5 protein-coding genes are annotated in these 12,636 nt (G+C 74.2%); 2 read left to right on the top strand and 3 right to left on the bottom strand.

Annotated elements, in window-relative coordinates; all coding sequences use genetic code 11:
* Position 1: 1 nt before the first annotated feature.
* A complete protein-coding gene (locus AB0H32_RS17435; protein WP_361120597.1) occupies positions 2-7,189 on the bottom strand; it encodes an SDR family NAD(P)-dependent oxidoreductase in 7,188 nt (2,395 codons plus the stop codon).
* Positions 7,190-7,655: 466 nt separating this feature from the next.
* Positions 7,656-9,482, bottom strand: a complete 1,827-nt coding sequence (locus AB0H32_RS17430) for an RICIN domain-containing protein (protein ID WP_361120594.1) — start codon at positions 9,480-9,482, stop codon at positions 7,656-7,658.
* A 409-nt stretch (positions 9,483-9,891) separates the two neighbouring features.
* On the opposite strand from AB0H32_RS17430, the gene galU reads away from it, so the two are divergent.
* Positions 9,892-10,890 carry a UTP--glucose-1-phosphate uridylyltransferase GalU gene (gene galU / locus AB0H32_RS17425; RefSeq protein ID WP_361120591.1) on the top strand — a complete coding sequence of 333 codons (999 nt, stop codon included), beginning with the start codon at positions 9,892-9,894 and terminating at the stop codon, positions 10,888-10,890.
* Positions 10,891-10,943: 53 nt separating this feature from the next.
* On the opposite strand, the gene AB0H32_RS17420 is transcribed toward galU, so the two are convergent.
* Positions 10,944-11,402, bottom strand: a complete 459-nt coding sequence (locus AB0H32_RS17420; RefSeq protein WP_361120588.1) for a DUF4442 domain-containing protein — start codon at positions 11,400-11,402, stop codon at positions 10,944-10,946.
* Between the two features lie 127 nt (positions 11,403-11,529).
* Here AB0H32_RS17420 and AB0H32_RS17415 point away from each other — a divergent pair, with 127 nt between their 5' ends.
* The gene (locus tag AB0H32_RS17415; RefSeq protein ID WP_361120585.1) at positions 11,530-12,543 is read left to right on the top strand and encodes a hypothetical protein; all 1,014 of its coding nucleotides are present in this window, start codon (positions 11,530-11,532) and stop codon (positions 12,541-12,543) included.
* Positions 12,544-12,636 lie beyond the last annotated feature (93 nt).

Raw genomic sequence — 12,636 nt, 5'->3', positions numbered from 1 at the left:
CTCACCAGCCCGAGGCGGTGTAGACGACGGCACGGGCCGAGCGGTCGCCCCAGGCCAGCTCCCGGAGCAGAGCCGCGGTGCCCTCGTCCGGGTCGATGAGCTTCACCCCGCGGCGGGCGTACTCGCGGCCGAGTTCCTCGCCGACCATGCCGTTGTGGCCGCCGGACGGAGCCCAGGGGCCCCAGTGGACGGTGAGCGTGCGGTGGCCCGTGCGGTCGGCCCAGTCGGCGCCGAGGCGTTCCAGGGCGTCGTTCGCGGCGGCGTAGTCGGCCTGGCCGCGGTTGCCTAGGACGGCGGCGATGCTGCCGAACAGCACGGTGAACGCGGGTGCGCCCGGCAGGTCCTCCAGTGCGGCGAGCAGCGCGGCGGCCCCGGCCGTCTTCGTCCCGTACACGCGCCGGAAGGACTCGGGGCTCTTCTCGGCGATCAGCCGGTCCTCGATCACCCCGGCGGCGAAGACGACTCCGTCGAGCCGTCCCTGTTCGGCGTGGATCTCCTTGACCGCCTGGAGCGCGGCGTCCCGTTCACGGACGTCCACCGAGCGGTAGCGGGCCCGGCTGCCGAGGGCGGTGAGTTCGGCGAGGGTGTCGCTGATCTCCCGCTGGGCGAGGATGAGTTCGGCGGCCCGGTTGATCTCCGCCGGTCTCAGCGTGCCGTCCGCGGCGAGGGCGGCGCGCAGTTCGACCGGGGTGCGGGCGGCCGCGGTCGCCGGGGGTTCGGGCGCGGTGGGCGCGGGGGTGCGGCCGAGCAGCTCGATGCGGCAGCGACTCGCGGCGGCGAGCGCGGTCGCGAACTTCGCCGTGATGCCCCGGGCGCCGCCGACCAGCAGCACCACGGAGTCCCGGTCGAGACCGAGCGCCGCGGCCTCGGCGGTGCCGTCCCCGGCGGGGCCCGCGCCGGTGCTGCCGAGCGGTCCCAGGGGCGCGGGCACCAGCTCGAACCCGTGCCGTACACCGGTGGCCGTGCGCAGGACGACGGGAACCGGTTCCGGGGTGAGCAGTTCGGCGAGCAGGGCGTCGGCGACGGCCGTGGGAGCGGTGTCGGGGACGGTGACGATCCGGGCGAGGGTGTCGGGGTACTCCCGGGCGATGCTGCGGAAGAGGCCGTGGAGACCGGCCGCCCGCGTCGCCTGCGCGCCGTCGGCCGGCCGGACGGCCAGCAGGCTGTGCGGGGCGCGCGCCAGGGCCGCCTGCACTACCGGGAAGATCTCGGGCAGCAGCGGCAGCTCCGGGCCGTCCAGCGCGCCCAGGTGGAGGACGCCGTCGACCGTGCCGTCCGCCGCGCCGAGCAGGTGGTCGTGGCCGGCGGTCACCACGTCGGCGCCGTGGGCGGTGAGCCGGGCGGTGACCTCGGCCGCAGCACCTTGGCCGTCGCCGAGGAGGACGAAGCGCCGTCCGGCCAGGACGGACGCGGGGTCCGTGGCGGGGTCGGCCTGCGGGAGGACGACCGGCCGCAGTGCACAGCGCCGGGGAGCCTCACCGAGGGGCGCCGCCGGTGACTCCGTGGAGGTGAGCGCTGCGGGCGCCGGTATTCGTGCCCCGGCCTCCGGGCCGGGGGCTGTCTCGTCCGTCTCCCGGTGGTCGGCCTCCGCCGCCCCGGTTCCGCCGGCCCGTGCCGTCAGCCAGGCCGTCACCGCGGCGGCCGTACGCGCCTTGGTCAGTTCCTCCAGTTCCGCGTCGTCCAGGAGTTCCGCGCCGCCCGCGATCCCCAGCCGTCTGGCGAGTTCGCCCGCTATCTCGGCCCGCTTGATCGAGTCGATGCTCAGATCGGCCTCCAGGTCGAGGTCGGGCTCGATCATGTCGACGGGGTAACCGGTGCGCTCGCTGATGATCTCCAGGACGACGCGGTCGACGTCGTGTCCGGGTTCGGCCGGCTCGTCGGCGGGCTGCTCGGGCACCGGCTGCTCGGGCGGGGCCGCCGCGGGGACGGCGAGCCGGTCCGGCTCGGGGAACACGGCCTGTGGCAGCGGGGCGGGGGCGGCAGGTGCCGGCGGGGTGGCTCCGGGCGCCGCGCCGAAGTAGGTGAGCAGCACATCGCGCTGGGCGGCGATCATCTCCCGGCTGGTGCGCAGGAACTCGGAGATCAGCGCGTCCCGGCCGACCGGGTCGCCGTGCGGCGGGTTCGTCGTCACAGTCGTCTCCACGACTCGTCGGGCCGGTGCGAGGGCACCGGGCAGGAGTGCTCCGTCGGCGGTACGGACGAGGTGTCCGTCGACCGTCCAGCCGGGCCGCCGCGGCGCCGGTGTCCGCAGCGCGTCGACGGCGTCGCGGCCCCGGAAGAGCCAGGCAGTGCGCACCGGCAGCCCGGCGACGGCGAGTTGGGCCAGTGCGTCGAGCCAGCCCGTCAGGCCGCTGTCGGCGCGGGGCTCGCAGGCGACGGTGCGGTGCGGGCGGTCGCCGAGGATCTGGCCGACGAGCCGGGTGAGGACCCGGCCGGGACCGGCCTCGACGAAGGTCCGCGCTCCCGCCGTGTACATCGACTCGATCTGGTCGGCGAAGGCGACCGGCGCGCCGATCTGGGCGGCCAGTTCCGCGCGGACGGCGTCGGCGTCCGGGGGGTACGGCGCGGCGGTGCGGTTGGCCCAGACGGGGAATTCGGGGGCTCGTACGGCCGTGTCCGCGAGGATCTTGGCGAACCGTTCCCCCGCCGCGGCCACCACCGGGCTGTGGAACGCACAGGCGACAGGGATGCGCCGCGCTCCCAGACCGGCCTCCATCAGCAGCCGTACGGCGGCCTCGACGTCCGCGGTGGGACCCGAGATCACCGACTGTTCGGGCGAGTTGCGATTGGCCACGACGACCGACGCGGGTGTCTGCGCGGCGCGCAGCACGCGTTCTACGTCCTCGGCCCGGGCTCCGACGGCGGCCATGGTGCCGGGGGACTCGCCCGCGGCCGCCAGGATCGCGCCCGCGCGCTCGCCGCTCAGCTCCAGGAGGATCTCCGGGTCGAGGGCACCGGCCGCGCTCAGGGCGACCAGCTCCCCGTAGCTGTGTCCCGCGGCGAGGTCCGGGTGCACACCGGCGGCATTGAGGAAGGCGTGCGCCGCGAGGCCCGTGATACCGAGCGCGGGCTGTGCGGCCCGGGTGTCGGTGAGGGCGGCCAGGCGGCGTTCCCCGGCGGCGTCGTCGAATGCGGCCGGTGGGTAGAGCCGGTCGGCGTGGGCGCGGCCGAGCTGCAGGTAGTACCGCAGCTCGGGCAGCGCGACCATCAGGTCGGCGAGCATGCCGGGCCGCTGGCTGCCCTGGCCGGGGAAGAGGAAGGCGACCTTGGCCCCGCCGTCGTCCGGCGCCGCCGGGTCGCTCAGACGGATCCCGGCCGCCGGATCGTGGTCCCCGGCCAGGACCCGGCGCAGCCGTCCGGCCAGCTCCGCCACGTCACGCGCCAGGACCGCGGCCCGCACCGGCTCGTGGGAGGTGTCCGCGCGGCGAGCCGCTGCGAGCGCGAGGTCGCGCAGGCGCCACGGGCGGCCGTCGGACTCGGCGGCTTCGAGGATCCGCTGGACGTCACGACGGGCGGCCGCCGTGTCCTTGCCCCGGAACAGGAACAGTTCGGCGGGCCAGGCATCCAGGGTGTGCCGTGGCGGCACCGCGTCGCCGTACGCGCCGACGACCGCATGGAAGTTGGTCCCGCCGAAGCCGAACGCGCTGACGGCGGCGAGGCGTTCGGCGGCCGGTGCCGCCCAGGGCAGGGCGCGGGTGTGGAAGGCGAACGGACTGTCCTCCTGCGACCAGGCCGCGTTGGGCCGCTCCAGGTGCAGGGTGGGCGGCTTGACCCCGTGGTACAGGGCGAGGGTGGTCTTGATGAGGCCCGCGAGTCCCGCGGCGCACTTGGTGTGCCCGATCTGCGACTTGACCGAGCCGAGCACGCACGACCCGGCCTCGGCGCCCGCGTCGGTGAACACCTCGCCGAGCACGGCGAGTTCGGTACGGTCGCCGACGACCGTACCGGTGCCGTGCGCCTCGACGAGACCGACCTCGGCGGGCGAGACTCCGGCATTGCGGTAGGCGCGCAGGAGCGCGGACCGCTGTCCTTCGGGCCGGGGTGCGGTCAGGCCGAGGGAGCGGCCGTCGCTGGCGGAGCCGATGCCCTTGATCACGCCGTAGATGCGGTCGCCGTCGCGTTCGGCGTCCGCGAGCCGCTTGAGGACCACGCAGGCCACGCCCTCGCCGAGCGCGATGCCGTCGGCGGAGTCGTCGAAGGCCCGGGACCGGCCGGTCGGCGAGAGGGCGTGCACGGAGGAGAACAGGACGAAGTCGTTGATGCCGTTGTGCAGGTCGGCTCCGCCGCACAGGACGACGTCGCTGCTGCCGGAGACGAGTTCCTTGCAGGCCACGTCGAGCGCGGCGAGGGAGGAGGCACAGGCCGCGTCGACGGTGTAGTTGGCGCCGCCGAGGTCCAGCCGGTTGGCGATCCGGCCGGAGATGACGTTGGCGAGCATGCCGGGGAAGGAGTCCTCGGTCAGCCGGGGCAGCTGCTCGTCCAGGCCGTCGGGGACCTTGCCGTAGTACGACGGGAGGACGGCACGCAGGGTGGCTGCGTTGGACAGGTCGCTGCCCGCCTCCGCGCCGAAGACGACGGAGGTGCGGGAGCGGTCGAACTCCCGCCCCCGGGCGCCGTACCCGGCGTCCTCCAGGGCGCGCCGGGCCGCCTCCAGGGACAGCAGCTGGACCGGCTCGATGCTGCCGAGGGAGGCGGGCGGGATGCCGTAGCCCAGCGGGTCGAAGGGGATGGGGGGCAGGAAGCCGCCCCACTTGGAGGCCGTGCTGCCGGCGGTGTGGTGCACCGCGGGGTCCCAGCGGTCGGGCGGGACCTCGGTGACGGCGTCGTGTCCGGCGACCGTGTTGGCCCAGAAGGTGGCGAGGTCGGGGGCCTGCGGGAACATGCAGGCCATGCCGACGACGGCGACGTCGAGCGGTGCGGGGGGCGCCGCTTCGGCGTCCGGCCGGGCGGCGGGGCTCGCGGCCCGGGCGGCGAGGAGGTCGGCGGCGCCGTCGGTGACGGAGCGGTGCAGGGCGGCGACGGTGGTGGTCGCCGAGCGCAGTACGGCCACCTCGCCGGCCATGAACATCCCGTCGCTGAGCTGCCGTTCCTCGCCCACGCCGGACAGCTCGCCCCGGGCGGAGCGCTCGACGCCCTTGCTGGCGATGCGCAACCGCCCGACGTTGAGCCGCTCCAGCGCCTCCCACACCTCGCGGTCGGGCAGGCCGGACGCGCGTAACCGGGCCTCGCGGTCGCGGTAGTCGGCGGTGAAGGGACTGGGGACGCAGCGGGTGGCGTGACCGGGTGCGGTCTCCAGCAGGGCGGTGGTGGTCGCGGTCAGCACCTGCCGCTGGAAGAGCGGCCGGATCGCGCCATGGGCCACGGCTTCCTCGGTGAACAGGTAGGCGGTGCCCATCAGGACACCGACCGCGGCGCCCCGGTCGGTGAGGGAGGCTGCGAGGGCGGCGGCCATCGCGGCGGACCTCTCGTCGTGGATGCCGCCCGCGAGGAACACCTCCAGCCGGCGCGCGGTCTCGCCGTCGGCGTCGGTCTCGGCCAGGAAGTCCTCCAGGACGGCGAGTTGGGCCTCCCAGAGCGGGAAGGACGCGCGCGGTCCGACGTGCCCGCCGCACTCGGAGCCCTCGAACACGAACCTGCGCGCACCGGCCTGCAGGAACTGTCGCAGCAGCCCCGGCGAGGGCACGTGCAGGAAGGTGCGGATCCCGGCCCGCTCCAGCGCCTCGGCCTGGGCGGGGCGTCCGCCGGCGATGATCGCGTGCGTGGGCCGCAGTTCCCGTACGGCCTCCAGCTGGGCGTTCCTGATGTCCTCGGGCGCGAAGCCGAGGACGCCCACGCCCCAGGGCCGGCCGTCCAGCACGGCGCGCGCCTCGGTGAGCATCGACCGGGTCCGTGCGCCGTCGGCGAGGGCCAGCGCCAGGAAGGGCAGCGCTCCGTCCTCGGCGACGGCGGCGGCGAAGGCGGCCTGGTCACTCACCCGCGTCATGGGCCCCTGGGCGACCGGGAGCCGGGTTCCGAGCGCCCGGCTCATGGCCGATCCCGGCCGCAGCGCCCGGCCGGGCCCCTCGCCCGCCGACGCCACCGGCCCCTCCCCCGGCGACTCCGCAGGCCTCTCACCCGCCGACTCCGCAGGCCCCTCGCCCGCGGATGCCACCGGCCCGCCGACCGACTCCGGGAGCCCGTCCCCGACCGACGGCACCGGCTCGCGGTCCCGCGACTCCACCAGCCCGTCCACGACCGACATCACCGGCCCGTCGACCCACTCCTGTGGTCCGCCACCGGGGGGATCCTGCGGGCCGCCGCGCGGGTCCTGCGGGACGGCACCCCGCGGATCCTCCGGCCCGACGGCCGCAGTGATCGCCGCCCTCACCTCCCGCACCGTCCGCCGTACGTCCCCCCACCGCTCGGCGAACCGTGCGGCGAGGAAGCCGTCCTGGCCCACCGGGAGGAGCTGGCGGCGCAGGTCCCGGGCACCGAGCAGGGAAGCGACCGCCGCGGGGTCGTCGGCGGGCGCGTTCGGGGTGCCGGGACCGCGCCTGCGCAGCACCCGGTGCCCGGCCAGGACCACGGTCTCGGAGCCGTCCAGGGACCACAGCGCGGCCCGGGTCGCCTCGGGAAGTCCCGACTCGGTGAGCAGGGCCAGCTGGCTGTCCAGCACCACACCGGCCGCCCCACCCGCCACGGCAGCCGCCGCCGTACGCGGGCCGATGCCTCCGCAGGCCCAGACCGGCACCTCCAACTCGGGCTCTTTCAGTAGCAGTTGGAGCAGAACGAAGGTGCTCAGGCCGCCGGTGCGGCCACCGCTCTCGGCGCCCCTGGCGATCAGCCCGTGGGCCCCGGCGCGTACCGCCGCCCGCGCCTCGGCCAGATCGGTGACTTCGGCCAGCACCCGGTGCGGCGGGGCGACTTCGCCCACGCTCCAGGGGGCGTCGGCGGCCAGGACCACGGTGCCGGGCGCCCCGTCCAGATCGGCGGGGTGCAGGGCACAGCGTCCGTTCACCCGGACTCCGAAGGGCCCCGGGGCCGCGCGTCGCAGGCGGGTCAGTTGCTCGCGGGATCCGCGGTCGCCCGCGCCCAGGTCGAGGATGCCGAGGGCGCCGGCAGCGCAGGCAGCCGCGGCCAGTCCGGCGTCGGGCTCTCCGAACGGGGTGAGGCACAGGATCAGGTCGTAGGCGCGCACAGGGGAGGTCATGTTGCTCCGAAGAAACGGGAGGACAGCACGGTGGGGGTTTTGTGCGGCGAGGCCAACGGAACCTAGCGAGCTGTTACTCATGGGTCAATAACGATGCGGCGCTTTCGCCGCCGGTGGCATTGATCCGGCCAGCCCGGCGAATTCCCCGCAAGCAATTGAAAATCCGAGCAATCCCTGTCGGCGCCCCGGCCGCACGGAGTTCCCTCGCCCCTTCCCACACCCGCACAAGTGAGACAAAGCGCCCGGCGGATTCACCGAGCACACACCGGGCGGCAACGCACCGGGACACGGAGGCGACTTCTGTAAATTCCCCATGACGTCCCCCCGGTGGCTCGATCGCGGCACACCCGCCGGCCGGTCGCCGACGAGGGCCGGGAACGGCGGACCAGGCCCGGGCAGGCGGGAAAATCGGCGACGTCCGGGGACAGGGCCCGAGGGCCGCCTCCAGGCGACCCTCGGGCGTCCATCAGCCCAGCAGCGGGCCCACGGCCGCCGGCGCGGAGGCGAGGGTACGGGTGACCGGGGAGACGAGCGTGCCCACGAGGCCGAGAGGGGCCGCGGGCTCGACCGGAGCCGGGGCGCCACCGGTGCCGACCTGGGCGATCCGGGGCTCGTACACCCGCTCCCGCCCGGGCCGCCGGACCTCGGGCCCCGGCTTGTCGCGCGGGGTGTCCCCGCCGGGTCGCTCTCCGGACCGCCGCGAGGGCTCGGGCCGGGCAGCGTCCGGCGCATCCGGCACGTCCGGCGCGGCGGAACCGTGGGGCGCGGCGGCCGACTCCAGGGCCCAGCGCTGCCCGCCGGACCCGTCGTGGGCGGCCACCACCACGGGAGCGGAGGACCTGCCGGATTCCGGGGCGAGGGCGAGGCCCCCGGGCCTGCGGAGCAGGAGTTCGCCGCGGACCGTGAGGTCGTACACCACCTCTCCGGCGTGCACGACGCAGCCGGACACCACGACACCGCGCGTGCCAGGGTCGGCGGCCAGGCAGAGGGCGGGGTCGTCGGCGCTGCGCAGCAGCCCGTCGTCCTGGTACGACCACTGCTGCGAGGCGGCGGACGAACACCCGGCCAGCACGACACCTGCGCCCGGCTCGATCCTGCCCCCGTATACGTCCAGACAGCGTCCGGAGGCGAGACTGCGCAACCGGCCGTGTGCGACCTCCACGGGTTCACCGGCCGACGCGGCGGACGGGGAGCCGGCCGCGGACCGCTCGCCCGTGGCGCCCGCGGCGCCGGGGCCGGTGGTGCGGCCGACCGGGGCGCCCCAGGTGGCACCGGGTCCGGGGACACCGTTGTCATCGGACCAGCCCTTGGTCACGAGCACGGTGGCGAGCAGAGCGAGCGCGGTGAGGCCGACACCGACCGCCAGGGCCGTACGGCATCTCCCCCCGGGCGCCGTACGGTGCCGGCCGCCCGCCACCGGGTGTGCCGCCCGGGGCTCGGACGGCCACTCTTCGGCGGCGCCGCGGCCGGGGCGGGAGTCGAGGTAGCGGCGGGCGCCCCAGCCGAGCACGGTCTCGGCGAGCAGGACGCCCAGACCGCCCTCGAAATACCCGAGCTGTTCGGCGGCATACCGGCAGTGGCGGCAGGCCGTCAGATGGTCTTGCACATCGGGGAGCAGAGAGCCGCCGCGGCGAATGGGAACGTCCAGGAGGCGGTTGTGGAAGCGGCATTCGCTGGAGGGCGCGAGTTCCCGGTGGGCTCGTACGCAGGCCACCCGGAATTGCTCGCGGGCCCGCTCCAGGGCGGCCGCGGCGGTGACCTCGTCGACGCCCAGCAGACCAGCGGGTATGTTTATGGGTTCCGCCTCGACCTCGGTATGCCACAGAAGGCATTGGGAGGCGCCGGACAGGGCCTGGAATGCGCGTTCTGCGAGGTGCCGCCTTTCGGGCGTGCCGGGCATTGTCGCGCGAAGGCCGCGACCGCCGGTGGGTTTACGCAATTCCGGCACGACCACGCATGCCGCGTCGTCGGCGGCCCAGGCGCGGACAGTCTCCCGGACGGCCACGAGGAGCTGCGGGCGCAGGGCGCCGCCCGCCACCCCGCCGGCCAGTCGGCCGAGCACACGCTGCACGGCGGCGGTGGCCACCATCTGGGCCGAAGGCCCGGAGGCGGCCAGGCAGACGACCGCATAGTCGCGCGCGGCCCGCCAGTGCCGGGCCAGCAGCAGGGCGACGGCATGGTGACTGCCGTCGTCCGGGCCGCCCAACCGAGCGACGAGATCGCGGTCGGACTCGCCCGGCAGCGAACCGGGGCGAGGCGGGAACGGTGGACGTGGGGGGTGGGGGGACTGCACGAAACCATTTCCTTTCCAGCCGCAGGACGGCATGCGAAAGGCGTCCTGTCGGAAAGCAGTGCCTGATTGGTGCATACCTAATGGGCCGGCCTTAGCGTTCGGTCATGGCCTTTGCCCTCCCATGGGGAGGCTCACCTTCGCACACGCGCCTCACAGGAAACAAGAAGTTCGATTGACTCGACTTCAGAATCGGGGAAATTCCCGGGAGTTACCGACGGTATCCACACGCGCTTGCGAATCGGGGGCCGCGTGACGGCCACTGCGGGTGCGGCAAAAGCCGGACGGCACACGGGATCTCGGGCTTCCCGGCGGCCGCCGGACGACGGGCGTTCTCCGAATGACCGCCGCCCACAGCCGGTTCCCATGCGTCTCTCGGCGCGCTCTCATCCGCGTGCCGCAGCATGGCCGCATGATCGTCCCCCACCCCCCGGCAACAGCCCACCGCCCGGCAACCGCCCACTCCCCAGCGGCCGCCCGGCGCACCCGCCCGGTGCGCAAGGCGGTCGTCCCGGCCGCCGGGCTCGGCACCCGGTTCCTGCCCGCGACGAAGGCGACGCCGAAGGAGATGCTCCCGGTCGTCGACAAGCCGGCCATCCAGTACGTCGTGGAGGAGGCCGCCGCGGCCGGCCTCGACGACATCCTGATGGTGACCGGCCGCCACAAGCGGGCCATCGAGGACCACTTCGACCACGCCGTCGAGCTGGAGCAGGCGCTGGCGGCCAAGGGTGACACCGTGCGCCTGGACGCCGTACGCGATCCGGCACGACTGGCCGACATCCACCACATCCGCCAGGGCGACCCGCTGGGCCTCGGCCACGCCGTGCTCTGCGCCCGCCACCACGTGGGGAACGAACCCTTCGCCGTCCTGCTCGGCGACGATCTGATCGACCCGCGCGAGACCCTGCTCAGCCGCATGCTGGAGGTCCGCGACCGGTACGCGGGCAGCGTGGTCGCGCTGATGGAGGTCGATCCGGCGCAGATCCACCTCTACGGCTGTGCGGCGGTGGAACCCGCCGGCGAGGAGGGGGTCGTCCGGGTCACCGGTCTGGTCGAGAAGCCGTCGCCGCAGAAGGCGCCGAGCCGCTACGCGGTGATCGGCCGCTACGTCCTCGACCCCGCCGTCTTCGGCGTCCTGGAGCGCACGCCGCCCGGGCGCGGCGGCGAGATCCAGCTGACCGACGCCCTCCAGGACCTGGCCGCGGCCGGCACGGTGCACGGAGTCGTCTTCGACGGCCTGCGCTACGACACCGGCGACAAGGCCGACTACCTGCGTACGGTGGTCCGCCTGGCCTGCGCCCGGCCGGATCTCGGCCCCGCGTTCACCGGCTGGCTCAAGGAGTTCGTGGCGGGGCTGGAGGACGCCGCGGACGGCGGGGCGGACGCCCGGGGCGGGCGCCGGGTCGCCTGAACCGGCACAAAAACAAGGAGGGGCCCGACCGGGCCCCTCCCCCAAGTGCTGCGTCAGTCCTTGTTGTTGGGCCGCAGCGTCCAGAGGACCCGCATCTCGCCCGTGACCGCTCCGTCCGCGCGCCGGATCTCGATCGACACCGGGAACTCGGGACGCTGCCCCGCGTCCAGTTCGGCCACGATGTCGGCGGCCGGGCGGCCCAGGGTCGCGGTCGCGGTGACGGCGCCCATCGCCAGCTTCTTGTAACCGATCTCGGCCCGCACGGCGAGCGGCACGGCACGCGAGAGCTGGTCCCCGAACGCGGCCAGGACGATGGCGCCGCTGGCCGACTCCCCGAGCGTGAACATCGCACCGGCGTGCGGGCCGCCCACGTGGTTGTGGAACTCGCCCTGGTCCGGCAGGGACACCACGGCCTTCTCCGGAGAGGTCTCCAGGAACTCCAGGTTCAGCGTCCGGGCCATCGGCACGGTGGCGGCGAGCATCTCGCCGATCGACATCTGGTCTGCGCTCATGGCCGTAATGTTACTCACGAGTAGAAGCGGCTGGCCAGCACGATCGCGTCACACCGCTCCGCATTGGTACGCCCCTGACAAGAGCCGGTGACCGAACCGTGTCTCCGCCGCACTAGGGTTGTCGGCCATGTGGCCAGATCAGCAGCCGCCAGGGGGCGCGCAGAACCCGCAGCAGAACCCGTACCAGCAGCCGGGTTACCAGCAGCCGAATCCGTACCAGCAGCCCGGGTACCAGCAGTACCCCCAGGCCGGCGGGTACGGGCAGCAACCGCAGTGGGGGCAGCAGCAGCCGCCCACCACACCCATGCAGCAGCCCCCGCAGGGCGGCGGCGGGCGTGCGAAGCTGATCGCGATCATCGCGGCCGCAGCGGTCGTGGTCACCGCGGGTGTGACCGGCTTCCTGGTGCTCGGCGGCTCGAAGGACGACAAGGCCGACAGCGGCAAGGGCGGCGGGCACAAGAGCCAGTCGCCGACGTCGGAGCCCACGGCCAGCTCGTCCTCGGACGACGGCGACCCGCGCGGCAACGAGTCGGAGAAACCGACCGTCGCGGGCTGGAAGGTCGTGGTGAACCCCAAGTTCGGCACGGCTTTCGACGTACCGGCCGACTGGGAGGTGGAGCGGCCCGGCGTCTTCAGCTTCTTCGAGGACAAAAAGAAGGGCGACGGGTCGGCATACATCGGCTTCTCCGGGTCCTCGTTCCTGAGGCAGGACTACTGCAGCGCCGAGGACAACGGCTCGAAGGAGTCCTACGCTCTCGCGGGCAGTGGCACGAAGGGCGAGAACGGCGGCAAGGACACGGCCAGCATCGCCCGCGGCGACGCGGCCACCTTCGCGTTCGGCGGGTACACCGACCAGTCGGACGCCGCCAAGAAGTATCTCCGGATCGGCAAGGCGCAGCCCTTCACGACGGCGTCGGGCCTCAAGGGCAGCGTCGCGACGTCGTACGTCGTCGGTGCACCCAAGAAGAACAAGTGCGCCACCGACGGCAAGGCCATCACGTTCGCCTTCAAGAACTCCGTCGACAACTTCGTCTCGTGGACTCTCTACGGCGCCAAGGGCGTCAAGGACGAACTGTCCGACGCGACCATCCAGAAGATCCTCGGCACGGTACGGCTGCAGGGCCACCCGACCGTGGAATGACCGGACAGCGGTCCCGGCCCCGCCGGAACGCGGACCGGGAGGGGGAACGTCAGCGGGCCTGACAAGCGTGTGGCGCTGCCCGCCCCGTGGAAC

Origin of the sequence: Streptomyces sp. NPDC020362 (assembly GCF_040642095.1) — a bacterium.
Taxonomy (GTDB): domain Bacteria; phylum Actinomycetota; class Actinomycetes; order Streptomycetales; family Streptomycetaceae; genus Streptomyces.
Note: the sequence above shows the minus strand (reverse complement) of the source record. Positions and strands in the feature narration are given on the sequence as shown.

Bases quoted from the DNA above. Each gene is read 5' to 3' on its own strand.
- AB0H32_RS17415 (WP_361120585.1), top strand. From the start codon at position 11,530: ATGTGGCCAGATCAGCAGCCGCCAGGGGGCGCGCAGAACCCGCAGCAG.
- galU (WP_361120591.1), top strand. From the start codon at position 9,892: ATGATCGTCCCCCACCCCCCGGCAACAGCCCACCGCCCGGCAACCGCC.
- AB0H32_RS17420 (WP_361120588.1), bottom strand. From the start codon at position 11,402: ATGAGCGCAGACCAGATGTCGATCGGCGAGATGCTCGCCGCCACCGTG.
- AB0H32_RS17435 (WP_361120597.1), bottom strand. From the start codon at position 7,189: ATGACCTCCCCTGTGCGCGCCTACGACCTGATCCTGTGCCTCACCCCG.